The sequence below is a fragment of the Phenylobacterium sp. genome (genome assembly GCF_035309685.1).
Taxonomy (GTDB): Bacteria; Pseudomonadota; Alphaproteobacteria; order Caulobacterales; family Caulobacteraceae; genus Phenylobacterium.
Genome location: NZ_DATGEX010000064.1, coordinates 269,001 through 292,169, shown reverse-complemented (window position 1 = coordinate 292,169; position 23,169 = coordinate 269,001). Strand labels below are relative to the sequence as shown.

Genomic DNA, 23,169 nt, shown 5'->3' with positions numbered 1-23,169 from the left:
AGGGCGGGGTGTGCCCGGCATCCGTCTTCTGACGGACCGGCAGAACCCCGATGAAGGCAACCTATCGTTCCTTGGGGGAACACATGACCGCAGCCGCTTCCGCCACCAAATCCAAGGCCACTGGCTCTTCGCGCGCCCAGAGGCCCGAGAGCGATCCGGCGGAAACCGCGGAACTGCTGGCGGCGCTGCGGGCCTTCCGGCGCGGCGATTTCTCGGTGCGGCTGCCGCGCGGGCGCGGGATCGCCGCAGAGATCGCCGAGGCCTTCAACGACGTGGTCGAGCTCAACGACCGCATGACCAAGGAATTTGAGCGGCTGGGCGAGACGGTCGGCCGCCAGGGCAAGATCAACCAGCGCGCCCGCCTGCCGGCCGCCCAGGGCTCCTGGGCCGCCAGCGTGGACGCGGTCAACACCCTGATCGCCGACATGGTGCACCCCACCGCCGAAATGGCCCGGGTGATCGGCGCCGTGGCCAAGGGCGACCTGTCGCAAACCATGGACCTGGAGAACGAGGAACGACCCCTGCGCGGCGAGTTCCTGCGGATCGGCAAGGTCGTGAACACCATGGTGGGGCAGCTCGGCTCCTTCGCCTCGGAAGTGACCCGCGTGGCCCGTGAAGTGGGTACGGAGGGCAAGCTCGGCGGCCAGGCCCAGGTGAAGGGCGTGGGCGGCACCTGGAAGGACCTCACCGACAACGTGAACTTCATGGCCGCCAACCTGACCGGCCAGGTGCGGAATATCGCCGAGGTGACGACCGCGGTCGCCAACGGCGACTTGAGCCGCAAGATCACCGTGGACGTGAAGGGCGAGGTGCTGGAGCTGAAGGACACCATCAACACCATGGTGGACCAGCTGAACGCCTTCGCTTCCGAAGTGACCCGCGTGGCCCGCGAAGTGGGTACGGAAGGCAAGCTCGGCGGTCAGGCCCAGGTGAAGGGCGTCACCGGCGCCTGGAAGGACCTCACCGACAACGTGAACCTGATGGCCAACAACCTGACCGGTCAGGTGCGGAACATCGCCGAAGTGACGACGGCCGTGGCCCGCGGCGACCTTTCCAAGAAGATCACCGTGGACGTGAAGGGTGAGATCCTGGAGCTGAAGAACACCATCAACACCATGGTGGACCAGCTGAACGCCTTTTCCTCGGAAGTGACCCGCGTGGCCCGCGAGGTCGGCACCGAAGGCAAGCTCGGCGGTCAGGCCCGAGTCGAGGGCGTGACCGGCGCCTGGAAGGACCTCACCGACAACGTGAACTTCATGGCCAACAACCTGACCGGCCAGGTGCGGAACATCGCCGAGGTGACCACCGCCGTGGCCAACGGCGACCTCTCCAAGAAGATCACCGTCGACGTGAAGGGCGAGATCCTGGAGCTGAAGAATACCATCAACACCATGGTGGACCAGCTGAACGCCTTCGCCTCCGAAGTGACCCGCGTGGCCCGCGAAGTGGGTACCGAAGGCAAGCTCGGCGGTCAGGCCCAGGTGAAGGGCGTGGGCGGCACCTGGAAAGACCTCACCGACAACGTGAACCTGATGGCCAACAACCTGACCGGTCAGGTGCGGAACATCGCCGAAGTGACCACCGCTGTGGCCAACGGCGACCTTTCCAAGAAGATCACCGTCGACGTGCGGGGCGAGATCCTGGAGCTGAAGAACACCATCAACACCATGGTGGACCAGCTCAATTCCTTCTCGTCGGAAGTCACCCGCGTGGCCCGCGAGGTCGGCACCGAAGGCAAGCTCGGCGGCCAGGCCCAGGTGAAGGGTGTCGCCGGCGCCTGGAAGGACCTCACCGACAACGTGAACCTGATGGCCAACAACCTGACCGGTCAGGTGCGGAACATCGCCGAAGTGACCACCGCCGTGGCCAACGGCGACCTTTCCAAGAAGATCACCGTCGACGTGAAGGGCGAAATTCTGGAACTGAAGAACACCATCAACACCATGGTGGACCAGCTGAACGCCTTCGCCTCGGAAGTGACTCGCGTGGCGCGCGAGGTCGGCACCGAAGGCAAGCTCGGCGGTCAGGCGAACGTGAAGGGCGTCGGCGGCACCTGGAAGGAGCTGACCGACAACGTGAATCTGATGGCCGGCAACCTGACCGGCCAGGTGCGGAACATCGCCGAAGTGACGACCGCGGTCGCCAACGGCGACCTTTCCAAGAAGATCACCGTGGACGTGCGGGGCGAGATCCTGGAGCTGAAGAACACCATCAACACCATGGTGGACCAGCTCAATTCCTTCTCGTCGGAAGTGACCCGCGTGGCCCGTGAAGTGGGTACGGAGGGCAAGCTCGGCGGCCAGGCCCAGGTGAAGGGTGTCGCCGGCGCCTGGAAAGACCTCACCGATAACGTGAACCTGATGGCCGGCAACCTGACCGGCCAGGTGCGGAACATCGCCGACGTGACGACCGCCGTGGCCCGCGGCGACCTTTCCAAGAAGGTCACCGTGGACGTGCGGGGCGAGATCCTGGAGCTGAAGAACACCATCAACACCATGGTGGACCAGCTGAACTCCTTCGCCTCCGAAGTGACCCGCGTGGCCCGCGAAGTGGGCACCGAAGGCAAGCTCGGCGGCCAGGCGCAGGTGCCCGGCGTCGCCGGCACCTGGAAGGACCTCACCGACAACGTGAACATGATGGCCGCCAACCTGACCGGTCAGGTGCGGAACATCGCCGACGTGGTGACCGCGGTCGCCATGGGCGACCTGAAGCGCAAGCTGACGCTCGACGCCAAGGGCGAAATCGCCGCGCTCGCCGACACCATCAACGGCATGATCGAGACGCTGGCGACCTTCGCCGACCAGGTGACCAACGTGGCCCGCGAGGTGGGCTCCGAAGGCAAGCTGGGCGGCCAGGCCCGCGTGCCGGGCGCGGCGGGCCTGTGGCGCGACCTGACCGACAACGTGAACGAACTGGCCGCCAACCTGACCACCCAGGTGCGCGCCATCGCCGAGGTGTCCACCGCCGTGACCAAGGGCGACCTGACGCGGTCGATCACCGTGGAAGCCTCCGGCGAGGTGGAGGAGCTCAAGAACAACATCAACGAGATGATCCGGAACCTGCGCGATCAGACGTTGAAGAACACCGAGCAGGACTGGCTGAAGACCAACCTGGCGCGCTTCACCCGCATGCTGCAGGGCGAGCGCGACCTGTCGACCGTGTCGAACCTGGTGCTCAGCGAGCTGGCGCCGCTGATCAACGCCCAGCACGCGGTCTTCTACGTCTCAGACCGCGACGACGAAGGCCAGATGGTGCTGAACCTGGCGGCCTCCTACGCCTTCAACAACCGCAAGCACCTGGCCAACCAGTTCCAGCTGCGCGAAGGCCTGATCGGGCAGTGCGCCTACGAGAAATCGCGCATCCTGCTGACCAACGTGCCGAAGGACTACGTGCAGGTCTCCTCGGGCCTTGGCGAGGCAGCGCCGGCCAACATCATCGTGCTCCCCGCCCTCTTCGAAGGCGAGGTGAAGGCGGTGATCGAACTGGCCACTTTCGGCGAGTTCAACGAGACCCAGCAGCAGTTCCTAGACCAGCTGATGGAATCCATCGGCATCGTGCTCTCGACCATCGCGGCGAACATGCGCACCGAGGGCCTGCTGAAACAATCCCAGCTGCTGACGTCGGAACTACAGGCGCAGCAGGAGGAGCTGAAGAAGACCAACGACCGGCTCGAACAACAGGCCGCGTCGCTGCGCCAATCGGAGGAACTGCTCCGCACCAAGCAGGAGGAGCTGCAGCAGACCAACGCCGAGCTGCAGGAAAAAGCCCATCTGCTGAGCGTCCAGAACCAGCAGGTGGAAGCCAAGAACCGCGAGGTGGAACAGGCCAAGATCGCGCTGGAGGACAAGGCCGAACAGCTGGCGCTCACCTCCAAGTTCAAGTCCGAGTTCCTGGCCAACATGAGCCACGAGCTGCGCACCCCGCTGAACAGCCTGCTGATCCTGTCCAAGCTCCTGGCCGACAACACCCAGGGCAACCTGTCGGACAAGCAGGTGGAGTTCGCCTCGAACATCCACGCCGCGGGCACCGACCTGCTGGGCCTGATCAACGACGTGCTCGACCTCGCCAAGATCGAGAGCGGCACGGTCACGCTCGACATCAGCGAGATGAGCTTCGCGAGCCTCAGCGATCAGGTCGACCGCACGTTCAGCCAGATCGCGGCGGACAAGAAACTCGACTTCCAGATCGAGCTCGACACCGCGCTGCCGCGGTCGATGTACACCGACGACAAGCGCCTGCAGCAGTTCATCAAGAACCTGCTGTCGAACGCCTTCAAGTTCACCGAAGCCGGCCATGTGAAGCTGAAGGTCGAGCGCGCCAGCTCCGGCTGGAACGCCACCAACGACCACCTGAACACCGCCGGCCAGGTGCTCGCCTTCTCGGTGGAAGACAGCGGCATCGGCATCCCCGAGGAGAAGCAGAGGATCATCTTCGAGAGCTTCCAGCAGGCCGACGGCACCACCAGCCGCAAGTATGGCGGCACGGGCCTGGGCCTCTCCATCAGCCGCGAGATCACCCGCCTGCTGGGCGGCGAGCTGCGCGTCTCCTCTGTGGCCGGCAAGGGCTCGACCTTCACCCTCTACCTGCCGCTCAACTTCAGCCCGGCCCAGGCGCCGGCGTCGGGCCGCCTGCCGGCCAATCCGCTGCTGCCGCGGCCGATGCTGATGCCGTCCGCCTTCTCCGACGAACCGGCCGAGGCCGTCGCCGACGACCGCGACCTGATCGGGTCGGGGGACAGCGTGGTGCTGATCGTCGAGGACGATCCGCGCTTCGCTTCGATCCTCTTGAGCCTTGTCCATGACAGCGGCTTCAAAGGCGTGGTGACCGGCGAGGGCGCCGCCGCCCCGTCACTGGCCCGCCGTTTCGGCCCCGACGCCATCATGCTCGACATCGGCCTGCCGGACATGGACGGCCTGGCGCTGCTCGACCTCCTGAAGCGCACGCCGGAGACGCGGCACATTCCGGTGCACGTGATCTCCGCCGACGACCAGAAGGGCCTGGGCCTCTCCATGGGCGCCTTCGGCTTCACCCACAAGCCGGTGGAACGCGAGGTGGTGGTCTCGACCCTGCAGGGCGTGAAGAGCTTCGTCGACAAGGCTGACCGCCGCATCGTTCTGGTGGGCGCCGAAGGCCCGGCCGTGGAAACCCTGCGCCAGGCCTTCACCGAGGTCGAGGTCGCCGCCGACCTCGCCGAGGTGTTGGCCCGTCCGGCCGGCGAGCGTCCAGAGGGCCTGATGATCGAGGCCTCGGCGCTGCCGGTGCCGCAGCTCGTCGACCATCTGAAACAGGCCGATGGCCGCTCCATCCCGGCGGTGGTCTACGCGCCCGACGAGCTGGAGGGCGACGACGATCGCCGGCTGCGATTGGCGGTGTTCGGGGGTCTCGTCCGGATCGCGCGTACACCCGACCAACTGGTCGAGCAGGCGAGCCTGATGCTGCACGAACCGGTGGAACGGATGAGCGAAGGCGCCAAGGCCAAGCTCAGCCAGAACAAGCACCAGGACCCGGTGCTAACCGGCCGCAAGATCGTGGTGATCGACGACGACATCCGCAACATCTTCTCGCTCGCCTCGGCGCTCGAGGAGTACGGGATCGAGCTCAGCTACGCCGAGAGCGGCCGCGCGGGGCTGGAGGTGCTGGACGCCCAGCCGGAGGTCGATGTGGTGCTGGTCGACATCATGATGCCCGACATGGACGGCTACGAGACGATCCGCGAGATCCGCTCGCGCTCGGGCCTGGCCGACCTGCCGATCGTCGCGGTCACCGCCAAGGCGATGAAGGGCGACCGGCAGAAGTGCATCCAGGCCGGCGCCTCGGACTATGTGTCCAAGCCCGTGGACATCGATCACCTGGTTTCGGTCCTGCGGGTCTCGATCCAGCGGGCCGACGCCATACGAATGGCGTCCGACACCGTCGTCCTGATGCCGCAAGCGAGCTGACGTGACCTGGTCCGCAACCCGGGGGGCCGAGCGACGATCCTGGCGGGCGGAAGCGCCCGATCTGGAAGCGCCGCTCAAAGCGCGGATCCTGATCGTCGACGATGACGAACGGAACGCCTTCGCCGCGGTCCAGGCCCTGGAGGAGCTGGGGCACGAGTTGGTGGTGGCCCGCTCCGGCGAGGAGGCGCTGCGCCGGCTTTTGACCGAGCAGTTCGCGCTGATCCTGCTGGATCTGCACATGCCGGGGATGGACGGCTATGAGACCGCGGCCCTGATCCGCTCGCGCAAGCGCACGGCGTCGACGCCGATCGTCTTCCTGACCGCCATTTTCCGCGACGAGGCGCACGTCTTCCAGGCCTACGCCTCCGGCGCGGTCGATGTGGTGTTCAAGCCGGTCGATCCCTTCATCCTGAAGTCCAAGGTCACGGTCCTGGTCGACCTCTACCTGACGACCGAGGCCATGAAGCGCCAGTCGGCCTATCAGCAGTGGCTGCTCGACGAGCATGCCCGCGTGAAGGCCGAAAAGGCGCAGACCGAGCGCGCGCTGGCCCGCACCGAGGCCCGGCAGGAGGCGATCCTGCGGTCGTTGCCGATCGTCGTGCACTCGCGCAGCATCGAGCCGCCCTTCGCGCCGCAGTTCGTCTCCGACGCCGTCGAAAAGATCACCGGCTTTCCCGCCAGCCGCTTCGTCGACGAGCCGGGCTTCGGCTCGAGCCGCATCCATCCCGACGACCTGGAGATGGTGGTGCAGAAGGTCTCGGCGTCGGCGATCACCGGCCACTATTCGGTGGAGTTCCGCTGGCTGTGCGCCGACGGGCAATACAAGGTCCTGCTGGACGAGGGCGTCGTGGCGCCCAGCGACGACGGCGAGGCCCGCGAGATCTTCGGCGTGATCCTCGACGCCACCGACCGCCGGTCGCTCGAGGAACAGCTCGCCCAGGCGCGCAAGATGGAGGCGGTGGGCCAGCTGACCGGCGGCGTCGCCCACGACTTCAACAACCTGCTGACCGTCGTGCTTGGCAACATCGACATCATGGCCCGCAAGCCCGAGGACGACGAGCGCCGTGGGCGCCGCCTCGATGCCGTGCGCCAGGCCGCCGAGCGCGGCCGCGACCTCACCAAGCAACTCCTGGCCTTCTCGCGCCGCCAGCAGCTCAGCCCCGTCAGCCTCGACGTCAACGCCCTGATCCAGGGCTTCGCGCCGCTGATCCGCCAGGCGGTGGGCGAGGCCGTGACCCTCGATCTGCGGCTCAGCGACGAGGCGCTCTGCGCGCATGCCGACCCCAACCAGCTGGAGACCGCGCTGCTCAACCTGGCGGTCAATGCGCGCGACGCCATGCCGGAGGGCGGCCAGCTCTTGATCTCCACCCGCCGCGACGCCAGCCATGTGATGATCGAGGTCCGCGACACCGGCGTCGGCATGTCGCCCGAGGTGCGCGAGCGCGTCTTCGAGCCGTTCTTCACCACCAAGGAGGTCGGCAAGGGCTCCGGCCTGGGCCTCAGCCAAGTCTACGGCTTTGTCCGCCAGTCCGAAGGCGAGGTGCAACTGCATTCGACGGTCGGGCAGGGCACCACCTTCGCGCTCCGTCTGCCGGTTTCCGCGGAGCCCGATGCGCGGGTCGAGGCGGAGGCCCCGGCGGTGACCGTCGAGGGCGGCCGCGAACGCATCCTGGTGGTCGAGGACGATCCCACGGTGCTGACGCTCACCGTCGATATGCTAGGCGGCCTGGGCTACCAGGTGGTCACCGCCACCAACGCGAACGAGGCGTTGGAGGTGATCCAGTCGGACGCGCCGATCGACCTCTTGTTCAGCGACGTGGTCATGCCGGGCGGGGTCAGCGGCGTCAGCCTGGCGCGCACGGCCCGCGAGCTGCGTCCGGGGCTGCGGGTGCTGCTCACCTCCGGCTATGTTGGCGAGGGCGCGGTGCTGGAGACCAAGGAGTTTCCGCTGCTCGACAAGCCCTATGAGACCCGCCTCCTCTCGGCCAAGCTGCGGCAGCTGCTCGACCGCCCGGTGACGCGAAGGCGCCGCCCCCGCGCGACGCGCGAGCGGCAAGCCTCGGCGGCCGCGGAATAGGCGCTAGGTCCCTAGGCCTCGACGCCGCGGGCAAGACAGCGCAGCGCGCAGGCCAGTTGCCGCGCCCGGTCCCGGTCCATCTCGTCGTCCCGCGCCCCTGAGGCGAGCGTGGTCGCGATGGCCAGCAGCTGTTCGGTGCGGCCCTCCGGCGCGAAGGCCTCGGCCAGCATCGCGGCTTCGGTCATCAGCTGAGTTCGCAGCGCCGGCCCGCAGGCCTCCAGCATGACGTCGTCCAACTGGACGACCTCGGCCTCACCGGCCGGCTCGGTGTTTCGACGATCGGCCATGCGGTTGCCAACGGGCCGCGGAGTCGACGGTTCCCGCCAATAGGGTAGTAGAGGCCCGGACCCAGGCGGCTGAACTGGGACGGCTCGAACAGGGGAAGCGCCGGATGGACGTGCGTTGCGTGGTGAAATCGCAGGACCGGCTGGGCGAGGGGCCCTGCTGGTCGCCCAACGACGGCCGCCTCTACTGGTTCGACATCAAGGGCAAGCGGCTGGCCTGGTACGAGCCCAAGACCGACGACCGCGGCGCTTTCGACCTGCCGATGCGGGCCAGCGCCGGCGTGCCGCGCGCCCAGGGCGGCCTGATCATGGCGACCGAGCAGGGGCTGGCCATTTGCGACGTAGACAAGGGCACGCTGGAAGTCGTGCGGCCCTATCAGCTGCCGGAAGGCTTCCGCACCAACGACGGCAAGGTCGACATGGAGGGGAACTTCTGGTGGTCGACCATGGACGACAACCACGGGGAGCGCACCGGCGACGTGTTCCGCACCAAGCCCAATCTCGAGACCGAGCGGGTGTTGAGCGGCATCCACATCCCCAACACCGTCTCCTTCAGCCCCGACAACAAGACCCTCTACATGGCCGACTCCCGGCTGCAGACGATCTTCGCCCACGAGACGGCGGACCTGTCCAAGGGCCGCATGTTCGCCCATACCGCCGGCGCGCCCGCGAGCCCTGATGGCTCGGCGGTCGACGCCCAAGGCTATCTCTGGAACGCCCAGTGGGGCGGCTGGCGGATCGTGCGCTATTCGCCGAAGGGCGAGATCGACACGATCGTCGCGATGCCGGTGCAGCAGCCGTCGAGCTGCGCCTTCGGCGGCGAGGACATGACCACGCTCTTCGTCACCTCCGCCTGGGACGAGCTGCCGCTGGCGACCCGCGCCCAGCAGACGCTGGCCGGCAACCTCTTCGCCATCGAGACGGGCGTTAAAGGACTGGCGCTGCCGCTGTTTGAAGGGTGAGTTAGCGGCATGGCCAAAGACCCTCCGCCCAAGAAACCCCTGCGCAGCGCCAACAGCTACGGCAAGCTCGACCGCGACGGCTTTGTCCACCGTTCCTGGATCAAGGCCACCGGCCTGCCGGACCACGTCTTCGACGGCCGCCCGATCATCGGCATCGCCAACACCTGGTCGGAGCTGGTCACCTGCCAGGTCGGGCTGCGCGACCTCGCCGGCTTCGTGAAGCGCGGCGTCTGGGAGGCGGGCGGCGTGCCGATCGAGTTCCCGGCCATGTCGCTCCCCGAGACCCAGATGCGGCCGACGGCCATGCTGTTCCGCAACCTCTTGGCCATGGAGGTCGAGGAGTCGATCCGCGCCAACCCGATCGACGGCGTGGTGCTGATGGGCGCCTGCGATAAGACCACGCCGGGCCTCTTGATGGGCGCGGCCAGCGTCGACCTGCCGGCGATCTTCGTCTCCGGCGGCCCGATGCTGAACGGCAAGTTCGAGGGCCGCGACATCGGCTCCGGCACCGACGTCTGGCGGTTCTCGGAAGCCGTCCGGGCCGGCGAGATGAGCCTCGACGACTTCATGCGCGCCGAGTCCGGCATGAGCCGCTCGGCGGGGTCCTGCAACACCATGGGCACGGCCTCGACCATGGCCAGCCTGACCGAGGCGCTGGGCATCTCGCTGCCGATGAACGCCGCCCTGCCGGCGGTCGACAGCCGCCGCAAGGTGCTGGCGCATCTGAGCGGTAATCGCATCGTCCAGCTGGTGAAGGACGACGTGAAGCCGTCGGACATCCTGACGCGCCAAGCCTTTGAGAACGCCATCCTGATGCACGCCGCGCTGGGCGGCTCGACCAATGCGGTGGTCCACCTGCTGGCGCTGGCGGGGCGCCTCGGCGTGCCGCTGACGCTGAAGGACTTCGACGAGATCGCCCGCGATGCGCCGCTGCTGGTCAACCTGATGCCGTCCGGCCGCTACCTGATGGAGGAGTTCTGCTATGCCGGCGGCGTGCCCGCCGTGGCCAAGGAACTGGGCGCGCTCTACCGCCGTGACGCCATGACCGTCAGCGGCAAGACGCAGGGCGAGATCGCCGACGCCGCGCGCGTGCTGAACAGCGAGGTGATCGGCTCGCTCGAGGCGCCGATCGGGCCCTCGTCCGGCGTCTGGGTGCTGAAAGGCAACCTCTGCCCTCAGGGCGCGATCCTCAAACCCAGCGCGGCGACCCCGGCCCTGCTGACCCACCGCGGCAAGGCGGTCGTCTTCGAGGATATCGAGGACTACCACGCCCGCATCGACGATCCGGACCTGCCCGCCGACGAGACCTCGGTCCTGGTGCTGAAGGGCTGCGGGCCGAGGGGATATCCGGGCATGCCGGAGGTCGGCAACATGGGCCTGCCGCCCAAGGTGCTGGCCAAGGGCGTCACCGACATGGTGCGCATCTCCGACGCGCGGATGAGCGGCACGGCTTACGGCACCGTGATCCTGCACGTCGCGCCTGAGGCCGAGGCCGGCGGCCCGCTGGCGCTGGTCCAGACCGGCGACGAGATCGCGCTGGATGGCCCCGGTCGCACCCTGGACCTGTTGGTGGACGAGGCCGAGCTGGCGCGCCGCCGCGCCGCCTGGGAGGCCGCCCGTCCGGCGCCGAAGTACAGCCGCGGCTGGTACAAGCTCTACGTCGATACCGTCCTGCAGGCCGACCAAGGCGTCGACCTCGACTTCCTGGTCGGCAAGTCCTCCGCCGAAGTGACCCGCGAGTCCCACTGATGGCTGAAGGCAGGCATTTCGCCACCTATCCGAGCCTCAATGACCGAACCGTCTTCATCACAGGGGGAGCGACTGGGATCGGCGCGACCCTGGTTGTCCACTTCTATTCGCAGGGCTGCAAGGTCGCCTTCGTGGACCTGGACGAGACGAAGGGCCAGGCCATGGCGGCCCAACTTGGCGCGGACGGGTGCTGGTTCCGACGCTGCGACGTTACCGACGCCGCGGCTCTGCAAGCCGCCATCCGCGACGCGGCAACCGCTCTCGGGCCGATCACAGTCCTGATCAACAACGTCGCCAACGACGGCCGGCAGGTCGCGGCCGAGGTGACGCCCGAGGCGTGGCGCGAGACCTTGGCTGTCAACCTCGACCCGACCTTCAACGCCGCGACCGCCGTCTATCCGATGATGCGCGACGCCGGCGGCGGGTCGATCGTCAATCTCAGCTCGATCAACGCCCTGATCGGCCATGCGGACCTCGCCGCCTATTCCGCCGCCAAGGGCGCGATCAATTCGCTGACCAAGAGCCTGGCCCACGCCTGGGGCGCGGACCGCGTCCGGGTGAACGCGCTGTCGCCGGGCTGGGTGGTCACCGAGCGCCAGCTGGAGCTCTGGCTGACGCCCGAAGCCGAGGCCGAGTGGCAGAAGCTCACCGCGCTCAAGGATCGGCTGGACCCCGACGATATCGCCCGCGCCGCCCTGTTCCTGGCCGCCGACGACAGCCGCATGATGACCGGCCAGAACCTGGTCGTGGACGCCGGGCGGACCTGATGGCCGCCGAGGTGCTCGCCTGCGACTGGGGCACGACCAATCTGCGGGCCTGGACCCTGGATGGGCAGGGCGCGGTAATCGCGCAGCGGGACTTTCGGCTCGGGGTCGCAAAGCTGGCGCCCGGCGAGGCGGCCCGCCGCTTCCAGGCCGAGGTCAGGCCGGCGCTGGGGGCGGAAGGCTTGCCCGCGATCCTCTGCGGCATGATCGGCTCCAACATCGGCTGGGCCACGGCGGCCTATGTCGATTGTCCCGCGGGCCTTGCCGATCTGGCCGGCCGGCTGACCGTGGCGGCCGATGGCGTCCGCATCGCGCCCGGCCTGCGCTGCGAGGGGATCGCCGGCGCGCCGGACGTCATGCGCGGCGAGGAGACCCAGATTCTGGGCTGGCTCGCCCAGCATCCTGAGCGCCGTCGTGGCCGCCACCTGCTCTGCCATCCCGGCACCCACGCCAAATGGGTGCTGATCGAGGACGGCCGCGTCGTCCGCTTCATCACCGCCATGACCGGCGAACTGTTCGCCGTGCTGGGCGCGCACAGCCTGCTCGCGAGCGATGCGCCCGCCGACGATGACGTCGCCTTCGAGGCAGGGGTAGCGGCGGCCGGCGCCGGCGACGCACTGGCCGCGCGGCTGTTTTCCGCCCGGTCCCGGGTGGTCGGCGGCCAGGCCGATGCGGCCAGCACCCCCAGCTACCTCTCCGGCCTGTTGATCGGCGCGGAGATCGCCGCGGTCCCGGCCCTGCTCGGCGAGGGGACCTCGCACGCAGCCTTGCTGGGCGATCCGGCGCTCTGCGCACGCTATGCGCGCGCGCTACGCCAGCGGGGCGTCGAGGCCGAGATTTTCGACGGAGAAACCGCCGCCATCGCCGGCCTCTGGGCGCTCTACGCCAGGTGATCATTGATCAGGGTGCGTCACATGGCCTTACCCAAACTGGGGCCTTTTCGGACCCTTTGCCTTGCTTTCGCCGTGCCAATGCTCAAGGTTCAACCTGGGGTGTTGGGGGACGGAGATGGGCCAGACGAGCGAGGAGAGGGCCAAGGCGCTCGCGCAAACTCTGGTGGATGTGTTGGCCTCGTATGAGGAGGAGTTGATGGTCCTCGAGCGTGAGACTCCGGTCATGTCGCAGCTGCGGCGCGCCGTGGGGATCGCCATCGCCGAGGCCTGCTATCTGATTACCGACCAGGGCATGGCCCAGGCCGAGTGGGCGCCGCCCGCCGATGATTCGACCCGGCGCTAGTTCAGTCAGTATTTTTCGGAGACACTATGGCCCGTAAGCCCGAAGCACTCGCCGACCCCATCGACATCGCCGTCGGTGCGCGGATTCGGCTGCTGCGCAAGGTCCGGGGATTGTCGCAGCAATCGCTGGCCGAAGCCGCCGGCGTGACCTTCCAGCAGATTCAGAAGTACGAGCGCGGCGCAAACCGCGTCTCGGCCTCGATGCTCTCGCGCATCGCCACCACCCTGCAGGCGCCAGTATCGGAGATGTTCGGCGAGGTCAGCCCGGCGAGCGGGGCGATCGACGAGGTCGCGGGCCTGCTGGCCGAGCCCGGCGCGCTCTCGCTGTTGCGCGCCTACGCCACGCTGCCGCGCGGCGCGCCCAGGGCCGCCCTGGTCGAATTCGTCCGCAGCCTGAAGGCGCTCTAGGCGCTCACCCCCAGCGCCGCCACCGCGCGGTCCTTGATGGCCTTGTAGTCGACCTTGCCGTTGGGGGCGCGGCCGATCGAGTCGACCAGCACCAGTTCGCGCGGAGCCTTGTAGCCGGCGAGCGTCCCGCGCACGTGCTCGGAGAGCTCGGCGAGCGTCGGCTGGGCCGCGCCGTCGGTTTCCACCACCGCGCAGATCCGTTCGCCGAAGCGCGGATCGGGCAGGCCGACCACCACGGCGTCGCGCACCACGGGATGGGTTTTCAGCGCCTCCTCGACCTCTTCGGGGAAGACCTTCTCGCCGCCGGTGTTGATGCAGACCGAGCCTCGGCCAAGCAGCTTCAGCGTGCCGTCGGCGTTCACCTCGGCCCAGTCGCCCGGCACGCTCCAGCGGATGCCCTCGATGGTCCTGAAGGTCTTGGCGGTCTTCTCCTCGTCCTTGTAGTAGCCCCGCGGCAGGAGGCCCGAGACGGCGACCAGGCCGCGCTCGCCGGAGCCGGGTTCGATGCGGCGGCCATCCTCGGTGAAGATCACGCAGTTGGGGCCGGGGGTGAAGGCCGCGGTCTTGGCCTCCGCGCCGGGCGCCGACGCCGAGACGCCGAGGCCCACCGCCTCCGATGAGCCGAAGCTGTCGAAGATCATGGCGTTCTTGGCGTAGCTCAAGAGGCCCTGCTTGTTCTCCTGGCTCCACATGGAGCCGGACGAGCTCATCGACCTGACGCTCGAGAGGTCCCAACGGCCGGGGTTGGCCTCCAGCGCTTCCAGCATCGGCGTCGAGAAGGCCAGGCCGACGATCACCACCGCGGTCGCCCCGATGCGGTCGACCTCGTCCCACAGCTCCATGGCGTTGAACCTGCGCGACGGGAGCGTGGCCGCCGTGCCGCCCTGGTTGAAGCAGATCAGGGTCGAGAACTGGCCGGTGCCGTGCATCAGCGGGCAGGCGATCAGCGAGGTGGGCCGCAGGTGCTCCGGCGACAGGATGCGGGTTGTCAGCTCCTCGATAGAGGTCGCGGGCGGGATGCCGAGCAGCGCGTTGCCGCCGGCCCCGATCACGTTGAAGAGGTCGTCCTGCGCCCACATCACGCCCTTGGGCATGCCGGTGGTGCCGCCGGTGTAGAGCAGCAGCAGGTCGTCGCCGGAGCGGCCCCAGGGCGCCTTCACTGGACGCGCGGCCGGAACCTCGGCGACGATGGCGTCGTAGTCGTCGGCCCAGGCGGGGACGGGATGGCCGGGCTCGGCCACCGCGATCCAGGCCTTCACGCCGGTCAGCCGGCCGCGGATCTTCTCCAGCACTTCGGTGAAACCTGAGTGGAAGACCACGGCTTCCGCGTCGGCGTTGTCGAACAGGTAGAAGAGCTCTTCGGGGCCGTAGCGGTAGTTGGTGTTGACCGGTGCGAACCCGCCCTTGAAGGCGGCGTAGTAGGCCTCGATGTACTCCGGGCCATTGTAGAGGAAGGCCGCGACCTTCCCCTGCTGGCGCAGGCCGCGGGCGATGAAATGGGCGGCGAGGGCGTCGGCCCGGGCGTCCATCTCACCCCAGGTGATGACGCGATCGCCCTGGATGTGCGCCGCCCGCTCAGGCTGGACGGCGACGATCGCCTCCCAGACGTCCGCGAAATTCCAAGCCACCGCATCCTCCGAAAGTCTTGTTCTTATGGATCGAATTTGGCGGCGTTGGGCCCGCGTAAGTCAACGGGCTTCGTCAGATCGGGAGCGCCGTGGTGAACTTGATCTGCTCCATGGCGAAGGAGGAGGAGACGTCCTGCAGCGGCGCCGCGGCGATCAGGCGCTTGTAGAAAGTGTCGTAGGCGGCGATGTCGCGCACGATCACCTTGAGCAGATAGTCGGTCTCGCCGCTCATCCGGTAGAACTCCACCACCTCCGGGAGACCCGCGGCGCCCTTGGCGAAGGCGTTGAGCCATTCCTCGTCGTGGCGGCTGGTGCGCACCGAGACGAACACCACCAGGCCCAGGTCCAGCTGCTCGCGGTCGAGGATCGCCACGCGGCGTTCGATCACCCCGGCGTCGGTCAGCCGCTTGACCCGCTTCCAGCACGGCGTCTGCGACAGGCCGGCGCGTTCGGCCAGTTCGGCGATGGGAACCGTGGCGTCGGCCTGCAGCTCGCGCAGGATGCGGCGGTCGATAGGATCGAGAACGATCTGCATGTGAGTCTCGCTGTTTGGAGAACCACCTTCTACAATGTGGCGCCGCGCGCGTCATCTCAGCCCATCCGATGGCGAGAAGTCGGGCTGACGATGCGGCACGTACCGGGCAGATATTTACACTATAAGGTTGCAATCTCCGGATTGACGCTTCACCCGCCAGCCGCTCAGTTGTGTGTCGGGGGGCGTATCAGGATGGCAACGATCACGGGAACATCCGGGCCGGACACCCTGGAGGGCACGTCGGGCCCGGACAGTATTTCGGGCCTGGCGGGCGACGATCAGATCTTCGGCCTTGGCGGCGCCGACACCCTTTCCGGCGGCGCCGGAGTCAACAGCTTCAACATCGGCGTGGGCGAAAGCCCCACCTCGGCCGCGGTCGGCGGCCATATCTCGAACCTGGTCCACATCACGGACTGGTCGACCAGCGACACCCTGGTGTTCGCCGGCGAGGTCTCGGGCACAGCGACCAACGTCATCGGCACCTCCGCGCCGGATTTCGACACCGCCTTGTCGCAAGCCAACAACTTCTTCGCGACGCGGCCGGGCCTCGTCTACGTCTTAACCCAGGTCGGCGCGGACGAGGTTGTCATCGACGACCAGCATGAAGCCGTGGTCGTGTCGAACACCCCCTTGGCGGCCATCACGCCCTTCAAGCTGCTGGGCAGTGCGGCTGGCGCGCCGCCGCCGCCTGCCAGCGGGTCCGGCGGCTCCGGCGGTTCCGCCGGCGCGACGGCCTCGCTCACCGGCAACATGGACGCCGTCCAGCTGCAGCACCTGGTGGGCGCCCCGATCGTCGAGGCGAGTTCGACGACGCTGTTCATCTCCGGGTCGAACGTCAGCCTGACGCTGACCGGAACGGGCTTCACCTACGACGCCAACGAGCAGATCACCGGCGGCACGGTGACCTCGATAACCTTCCTGGATGGGCTCAGCCCGGGCCAGCCTCAGGGCATTGTCACGGGCCTCTCCACGCCGGTGGCGCCCCTGGTGCAGGCCTTCGCGCTGAACAACAACGCCCTGGCGTTCGGCCAGATCTTCGCCGGCGCCGACACCATCTGCGGCTCCACCGGCGGCTCGGACCTGTTGCGCGGCTACGATGGGGACGATCTGATCGTCGGCAACGGCGGCAATGACAGCCTCTATGGCGGCGCGGGCGACGACATCCTGCGGGGCGGCAGCGGCTCGGACTACCTGAACGGCGGCCCCGGCGCCGACACCCTGACCGGCGGCGGCGCGAAGGACGTCTTCGAGTTCGGCGTCAACGAGAGCCGGTCCTCCGCCGGGCTGGAAAACAACCCCACAGGCCTGGACCACATCACTGACTGGTCCAGTAGCGATTTCATCCAGTTCACCGGCGGCCCGGTGGCCACGGCCACCAACTATGTCGAGATCACCGCCAGCAGCGTCGAGGCGGCCTACGCCCAGGCCAACGCCGACCTTGGCGCAGAGATCTTCTATGTCGTCGCCCAGGTGGGCGCCGACGTCGTTGTCGTCGGCCTGGCGCAGTCCGACGAAGTCGTGCTGTCCAACACCACGCTCGCCAGCATCTCTCAGGCCAATGTCGGCGGCGACCCGGCCCTTGCCACACAGGCGCCGGCGCCGCCTCCGCCACCCGCGGCCGGCGCGGGGGCCACCGTTGATCTCTTCGACGGCGCCGACATGGGTGCGTTCCAGGAGAGCCAGCTCGCCGATGCGACGGTCACCCGGTCGTCCACGTCCGAGGTCCTGGTCTTTGGGGCCGGGACCGCCAAGATGACGATCACCGGCACGGGCTTCACCTACGACGCCAACGGCAAGTTCATCGGCGGCACGGTGACCGGTCTCGACATCACCTCGCCAAACGGCCACTTCGCCCTGACCGGCGCCCACACCGACGCCACCATCCTGGCGGCGGCCCACGACGCCAACAACGCGGACCTGTCGACGGCCGCCCTGATGTCCGGCGATGACGTGATCACCGTGCGCGGCTCCGCGCCGGGCGCCGACACCAGCTTCACCGGCCAGGGCTGGGGCGGCAACGACCTGATGATCGGCGGCGGCACGCTCTCGACCTTCGACGGCGGGACCGGCGACGACACGATCCAGGCCGGCACGGCGACCCAGACCTATCTGCGCGGCGGCGACGGCGACGACAGCATCGTTGGCGGGGTCGGTTTCGACGACATCAACGGCAACAAGGGCAACGACACCATCGACGGCGGGGCGGGGCCCGGCGGCGACTGGCTGGTCGGCGGCCAGGGCGACGACCTCATCACCGCCCACGCGGGCCAGAACCTGCTCTACGGCAACCTCGGCAACGACACCCTGCACGGCGGCAATGGCGGCGATGTGCTGCGGGGCGGTCAGGGCGACGATGTGATCGTCGGCGGGTCCGGGAACGACTTCGTCTCCGGCGACCGGGGGAACGACACCCTCAGCGGCGGCGCCGGCGCGGACATCTTCCACACCAGCCAGGACGCCGGCATCGACCGGGTGCTCGATTTCCACCTCTCCGAGGGCGACCGGGTGCAGCTCGATCCCGGGACCACCTTCACCATCAGCCAGGTCGGCGCCGACACGGTCATCGATCTCGGGAACGGCAACGAGATGATCCTGGTCGGGGTGCAGATGTCGACGCTGACGCCGGGCTGGATCTTCGGCGCCTAGGGCGGCGCCGGGGAAAAAGGGCCGTTGCGACGGCGAATCCGCCCCTCACGGTCACGCCGACGTTATCGAAAGCCGCCTAAATCGCGGTTTTACACCTCAGAGGCGACTTCTGGCGTTTCTCTAGGTGACGCGGGACGCATTGCGGTCCTAGCATACCCTCAAGCGACTCAGTTCACGCACTTCCGGCGTGAGGCCGTAGGCGCCTAATATCTAGCTGGGGGAGCCCAACAAATGGCCGATGCCAAGAAAACCAACGCCCTGCAAAAGCCCCTGACGCCGTCGGCCGAACTGGCCGCCGTGGTCGGGCCGGGACAACTGTCCCGCGGGGAAGTGGTCTCGAAGATCTGGGCGTACATCAAGAAGAACAACCTTCAGGATCCGAAGAACAAGCGCGACATCCTGGCCGACGCCAAGCTGAAGCCCGTGTTCGGCGGCAAGGACAAGGTCAGCATGTTCGAGATGAACAAGCACCTCGCCGGCCACCTGAAGTAGCCGACATCCCGCGGCGGACGTGTCCCGCCACGGATCGCGATCTTGCAGAGGCCTCGCCGGGCAAGCCTGGCGAGGCCTCTTGCTGTCTGGAACACCACCTAGGGGTGATTTTTTTGCGAATGGGCGCCATCGCTTAACCGCGTCCTGCGAAGATGGGGCCCAGTCGTCTAGGAGTGCTGAGTGTGGCCGACGGTACAGAACTGGCCACTCGTCCGAAGGAAGTCGCCGGCGCGCGCGCGGAGTCGGAGAGCGCCGAGCTGGGCGCGCTCGCCAAGGCGCAGCTTTCCGGCGCGCTGCGGCTCGTCTCTCCCGAGGCGCAGGACGACGTCGAGCGGTTCGCCGATCACCAGCTGGCCGCCGCCGGCAAGATCACCATCATGTCGCTGGAGGCGGTGCAGAAGGTGCTGGGCGAGCGCTGGCAGTCGCAGCGCGACCAGGTCTTCGCCTTCACCGAGGCGGTGCTGGCCCGCGCGCTGGGCGCGCGTGGCATCCACCTGCGGGTCTCCGACAGCGACTATTTCATCATCCACCCGAGCCTGTCGCGCCTGCAGGGGCAGGCCGCCTGCCTGCGCTATCTGCGGGAAATCCTGACGCAATTCGTGGGCGAGGCCGACCACGCCGTCGCGGGCATCCTGCAGGTGACCAGGATCAACAAGGGGCGGCTGGAGACGAAGCCCGTCGACGCCGACAGGGTCGAGCAGATCGCCAACGACCTGGGCCAGGACCTGTCGGTCAACGTCGGCACGCACCTGGCGGCGTTCCAGGAAGACACGGACATCACCACCAAGCTGGTGAACCGCTGGACGCCGTTCACCGCCTCGGACGGGCGCACCTTGCGGATCTCGGCCACCCTGGAGCCGGTTTACGAGCTGAAGGGCTTCACGCGGATCGGCTTTCGGATGATCCGCCGCGTGATCGTGGTCGACACCGCCGAGGAGCTGAGCCAGCAACAGGTCTCGGCGCTCTCCACCGGCGACCTCCTGCGCGCCGACCTGGCCACCATCACCCGCGGCATCGACCGGCTGAAGGCCGAGGGCGCGGGCGAGCAGCAGCTCAGCCTGATCGTGCCGGTGTCGTTTTCCAGCCTGGCCGCCGCGCGTGGCCGCGCCGAACTGGTCGAGCCGGTGCGCGAAGCCGCCGCCCTGGTGAAGCTGGGCGTGATCTGCGAGGTCGTCGACATCGAGGGCGTGCCGACCAGCGCCCTGCACCAAGTGACAACGCTGCTGCGGCCCCTGTCGCTGCTGGTGGTGGGCCGCCTGTCTCGACCCACGGCCTCGGCCTTCGCGCGGCTCTCGGGCGCCGGGTTCCAGGCGCTGTCCTTCGAATGTCCACACGTCGGCGTCGGCGAGGCGGAGTTCCTGGGCTGGGCCAGCGCCACCCTGACCGCGGCCCGCAAGGTCGCCCGCTCGGTGCTGGTCTACCGCGCCGGCACCATGAAGCGCGCGGGCGTATTGGCCTCGCTGGGCGCCACCCACATCAGCCTGGACGCCGGCTAGCTCAGTAGCGCTGATAGGTCCCCTTCAGCGCCACCTGGCCGATGCCGGGCTTCGAGAAATCGCAGACGCCGGTCGGGAAGATGGCCTTCAGCCGCGCCATCTGGGCGCTTGAGAACTTCACCTTGTAGTCGGCCGCCTTGATCGGCTTCAGGCGGCACTTCAGCACGTCGTTGGCGATCGGCGCGCCGGCCTGGATGCGCGGCTCGGAGTGGTTGGGGTACGCAGCGTTGTAGCCGCCGGGCCCGTCCCAGGTCGCCTTCTCGTCGTGCTTGACGCCCGAGGCGTCGAACCAGGCGTCCTTGGCTTCGGCGGGCTTGTGCTTGACCACCTTGGCGTGGGTCAGCGGCGTGGGGTCGGCGGCCAGCGCATCCAGCCACTTGGTCATGGCGTCGAGCGTCTGGCTGGACATCAGGGCGTAGGTCTTGGCGACCGCCGGGTCGTTGCGCGGCCCGCCAGGCGTGGCGCCGGGCCCCACCCAGAACACCTCGTTGTCGCCGTCGCCGTTGGCCTTGATCAGGCGGGCGCGGATCGACATGTCGCGCTCGCGGCTGTGAATGTCGCCGAGCGGATCGTTGTAGGTCCGGTAGTGGATGATCGGCACGGTCTTCAGGCCGCCGCCGCCGCCGTTCAGCAGGCCCGACGCATAGGCCGCGTGCAGGGCGATCGGGTCACCGTGGCTGCGGTGGTCGGCGAAGCCGCCGTCGTCGTCATAGCCGCCGATCTTCTCGTTGAGGTCGAGGAACTCGTCGACGCTGAGCTTGCCGGCGTTCAGGCCCTTCAGCCCATATTGCAGCCCTTCGTTGTCCTCGGTCTTGCGCGCATAGCCGGTCTTCGGATCGCGGCCGTAGATATTGACCCGCCAGTCGGCCAGAGCGCAGCGGGCGCCTTTGGGGTTGGTCTCCTTGTCCCACACCAGCGACTTGTCCTTCAGGTCGCAGCCCGGCTTGTTGCCGGAGTTGGAGACCGGCACGAACGAGGCTTCCCAGGCGCGGCAGGTGCCGGGCGTGAAGCCTTCCACGGCGGTCTTCTTCTCCTGGCTCCAGCCCTTGCCGGCGTCGGACTTCCAGTAGCGCTGCAGGATGCCGCAATCGGCGGTGTGCAGGGTCGAATCCGGGAACGACAGCGAAGGCTCCAAGCCGTCCAGCAGGCCGGGATACATCTGGGTGATGGTCAGCTGCTGGATCGCCCCGCCCGAGCCGCCGAAGCCGACGGTCCATTTCGGGACCCCGTGCGTCTTGATGAAGTGCTCCTTGAGCATCATCAGGGTCTCGCCCTGCAGGACGGCATTGCCGTGCAGGTTGTTGACCAGCTCGGTGGCGACCATGTGGGCGAAGCCGCGCGACAGGAAGAGGTCGCTCAGCGGGTCTTTCGCGGTGTTGGTCCCCTGGTTGTACTTGGCCCCAGCGCCGCCGCCGAAGCTCACCGCCAGGCGGTGGTTCCAGCCCCTCGGGTCGGCCAGCATGGCGATGCGGTAGATCGAGCGGTTGAGCGTCCCGGACTCGACGCGGACCACATAGGGGACGCTGACGCCCTCGACGGCGGTCATCGCCAGATCGGCCGGACGGTCGGCCGGATTGGCAAGGGTCTCGAATTTGCCCCCGGTGGTGCGGTAGAAATAGTCGGTGCGCGGGGCGGCCGAGCAGTCGGCGTCCAGCGCCTTGCCCAGGCCCGACTCTTCGGTGCGGCACTCATAGGGCATGATGTGCGGGCCCGAGACGATCGGCCCGGCCAGCGGGTAGTCGGTGAGGGTCAGGGTCGCCTTGGCCGCGCCGGCGGTGGCGCTCAGCGTGTTCTTGCCGACCTCCAGGCCGCCGACCAGACCGCGCAGGGTGTGGCTGGCGGGATCGAGCCGCAGGTCGCCGGAGACGTCCTTGCCGTTGAGCGTCAGTTTCACGCCCTTGGCGGCGCCGCGCACCTCGACCAGCGCATCGCCGCCGCTGACCATGTCGGGCCGCGAGGAGAGGGTGCGGATCGCAAGCGCTCCCGACTTGCCGACAGGCGCCTTGGCGGCGGCCGGTGGGGCCGCGACGGGCTTGTCGGCGGCGTGGGCCGCCCCGGCCAGGCCCAAAATCGCCGCCAGACCGACGGCGAGCCGCCGCGCGCGAGCGCCCATGTCCATATCCCGTCCTCCCAAGCCCTTTTCTGTAAGCTTGGCGGCTTGCGGGTGGCGACGCAATCGCTAAGGGGGCGGCTTCAGCCGCAGAGCTTGGCGGCTTCGAGGAGCGCGGCGTGAAGCCGGCGCTTGATCAGGAGATCGCTGCCGCCTTCGGAGCCAAAGCTATGGCCGCTATCGGGTGGGCCTTCGATCAGGCTGACCAGAGGATTGGCCCGCAGCGCCGCGCGGTCCTGCCCCGAGGTGAACGAGGGCCAGAAGTCCATCTCTCGCATCGGTTCCAGGGGCGCGCCGCCGACGATCACGTCGGTCGGCTTGGTGATGTTCTCAAGCAGGTGGCGGTAGTCGCGGTTTTCCAGCCGCTCGGGGCCGATGCCGAACGCCTCCCAGTAGAACCGCGTCATGGCGGCGTTGTCCGGGTTCCGCGCCATCCGGGCGCGGGAGCTCGCGACGAAGGGCCAGAGGTTTTCGGTCTGGAAGAACGGCTCCTGGAGCAGGTGGCGGCAGATGTTCGGCAGCCGCAGGCCGAGCGTCACGAGAACGCTGGTCGAGGAGCCGAAGGCGACGATCGGGACATCGCCGACGAGCCGTCGCACCGCGGCCTCGAGCCCTTGGGTCAGTTCTGGGATCGTCGGATTGGCCCAGGGCACTCCGGACATCCCCGGCAGCTCCACCACCAGCACGCTGACGCCTGGGAAATAGTCGACCAGATCGTGGCGATGATGCCTGCGCGGGAAGGCGCCGTTGACGGCCAGCAGGGCCGGGCGCGGCGGGCCGGTGTGGATCCGGCCAACGACGCCGAGCGGGCCGGCGGCGGTCTGGAGGGTCAGGAAATCCATGC

16 protein-coding genes are annotated in these 23,169 nt (G+C 68.2%); 11 read left to right on the top strand and 5 right to left on the bottom strand.

Translation table 11 applies throughout. From position 1 onward, the window contains the following. Nucleotides 1-83: 83 nt before the first annotated feature. Nucleotides 84-5,939, top strand: coding sequence for a HAMP domain-containing protein (locus tag VKQ35_RS20360; protein WP_324364554.1), 5,856 nt, complete (start codon nucleotides 84-86; stop codon nucleotides 5,937-5,939). A gap of 1 nt (nucleotide 5,940) precedes the next feature. Then, a complete protein-coding gene (locus tag VKQ35_RS20355) occupies nucleotides 5,941-8,016 on the top strand; it encodes a response regulator (RefSeq protein WP_324364553.1) in 2,076 nt (691 codons plus the stop codon). A gap of 11 nt (nucleotides 8,017-8,027) precedes the next feature. On the opposite strand, the gene VKQ35_RS20350 is transcribed toward VKQ35_RS20355, so the two are convergent. Continuing rightward, nucleotides 8,028-8,303 (bottom strand): hypothetical protein, encoded by a 276-nt coding sequence (locus VKQ35_RS20350; RefSeq protein WP_324364552.1) that lies wholly within the window; start codon nucleotides 8,301-8,303, stop codon nucleotides 8,028-8,030. A 104-nt stretch (nucleotides 8,304-8,407) separates the two neighbouring features. Between VKQ35_RS20350 and VKQ35_RS20345 the strand changes: the two genes are divergently transcribed. The 6 genes from VKQ35_RS20345 (at nucleotide 8,408) to VKQ35_RS20320 (ending at nucleotide 13,418) form a co-directional block, all read left to right on the top strand. Then, nucleotides 8,408-9,262, top strand: a complete 855-nt coding sequence (locus VKQ35_RS20345) for an SMP-30/gluconolactonase/LRE family protein (RefSeq protein ID WP_324364551.1) — start codon at nucleotides 8,408-8,410, stop codon at nucleotides 9,260-9,262. Between the two features lie 9 nt (nucleotides 9,263-9,271). Beyond that, on the top strand, nucleotides 9,272-11,011 hold the full coding sequence (locus tag VKQ35_RS20340) for an IlvD/Edd family dehydratase (protein WP_324364550.1): 1,740 nt from the start codon (nucleotides 9,272-9,274) through the stop codon (nucleotides 11,009-11,011). Next, nucleotides 11,011-11,778, top strand: coding sequence for an SDR family oxidoreductase (locus VKQ35_RS20335; protein ID WP_324364549.1), 768 nt, complete (start codon nucleotides 11,011-11,013; stop codon nucleotides 11,776-11,778). The genes VKQ35_RS20340 and VKQ35_RS20335 overlap by 1 nt, the downstream gene beginning before the upstream one ends. Continuing rightward, nucleotides 11,778-12,668: a 2-dehydro-3-deoxygalactonokinase gene (locus VKQ35_RS20330; RefSeq protein ID WP_324364548.1), complete on the top strand. Its 891-nt coding sequence runs from the start codon at nucleotides 11,778-11,780 to the stop codon at nucleotides 12,666-12,668. The genes VKQ35_RS20335 and VKQ35_RS20330 overlap by 1 nt, the downstream gene beginning before the upstream one ends. A 115-nt stretch (nucleotides 12,669-12,783) precedes the next feature. Continuing rightward, complete coding sequence (locus VKQ35_RS20325; protein WP_324364547.1) at nucleotides 12,784-13,011, top strand: hypothetical protein; 228 nt, start codon at nucleotides 12,784-12,786, stop codon at nucleotides 13,009-13,011. Nucleotides 13,012-13,037: 26 nt separating this feature from the next. Further along, nucleotides 13,038-13,418, top strand: a complete 381-nt coding sequence (locus tag VKQ35_RS20320; RefSeq protein WP_324364546.1) for a helix-turn-helix transcriptional regulator — start codon at nucleotides 13,038-13,040, stop codon at nucleotides 13,416-13,418. Here the strand turns inward: VKQ35_RS20320 and VKQ35_RS20315 are convergent. After that, a complete protein-coding gene (locus VKQ35_RS20315; RefSeq protein ID WP_324364545.1) occupies nucleotides 13,415-15,046 on the bottom strand; it encodes an AMP-binding protein in 1,632 nt (543 codons plus the stop codon). The two genes, VKQ35_RS20320 and VKQ35_RS20315, sit on opposite strands and share 4 nt — an antisense overlap. Before the next feature lie 73 nt (nucleotides 15,047-15,119). Further along, nucleotides 15,120-15,581: an Lrp/AsnC family transcriptional regulator gene (locus tag VKQ35_RS20310; RefSeq protein ID WP_324364544.1), complete on the bottom strand. Its 462-nt coding sequence runs from the start codon at nucleotides 15,579-15,581 to the stop codon at nucleotides 15,120-15,122. A 192-nt stretch (nucleotides 15,582-15,773) separates the two neighbouring features. On the opposite strand from VKQ35_RS20310, the gene VKQ35_RS20305 reads away from it, so the two are divergent. The 3 genes from VKQ35_RS20305 to VKQ35_RS20295 all read left to right on the top strand — a co-directional run bounded on the left by VKQ35_RS20305 (nucleotide 15,774) and on the right by VKQ35_RS20295 (nucleotide 20,215). After that, nucleotides 15,774-18,227, top strand: coding sequence for a hypothetical protein (locus VKQ35_RS20305; protein WP_324364543.1), 2,454 nt, complete (start codon nucleotides 15,774-15,776; stop codon nucleotides 18,225-18,227). A gap of 231 nt (nucleotides 18,228-18,458) precedes the next feature. Then, nucleotides 18,459-18,719, top strand: a complete 261-nt coding sequence (locus tag VKQ35_RS20300; protein ID WP_324364542.1) for an SWIB/MDM2 domain-containing protein — start codon at nucleotides 18,459-18,461, stop codon at nucleotides 18,717-18,719. Between the two features lie 182 nt (nucleotides 18,720-18,901). Next, nucleotides 18,902-20,215: a hypothetical protein gene (locus VKQ35_RS20295; protein ID WP_324364541.1), complete on the top strand. Its 1,314-nt coding sequence runs from the start codon at nucleotides 18,902-18,904 to the stop codon at nucleotides 20,213-20,215. Nucleotide 20,216: 1 nt separating this feature from the next. On the opposite strand, the gene VKQ35_RS20290 is transcribed toward VKQ35_RS20295, so the two are convergent. Further along, the gene (locus VKQ35_RS20290) at nucleotides 20,217-22,334 is read right to left on the bottom strand and encodes a DUF6351 family protein (RefSeq protein WP_324364540.1); all 2,118 of its coding nucleotides are present in this window, start codon (nucleotides 22,332-22,334) and stop codon (nucleotides 20,217-20,219) included. 74 nt (nucleotides 22,335-22,408) lie between these two features. Then, on the bottom strand, nucleotides 22,409-23,167 hold the full coding sequence (locus VKQ35_RS20285) for a hypothetical protein (protein ID WP_324364539.1): 759 nt from the start codon (nucleotides 23,165-23,167) through the stop codon (nucleotides 22,409-22,411). Nucleotides 23,168-23,169 lie beyond the last annotated feature (2 nt).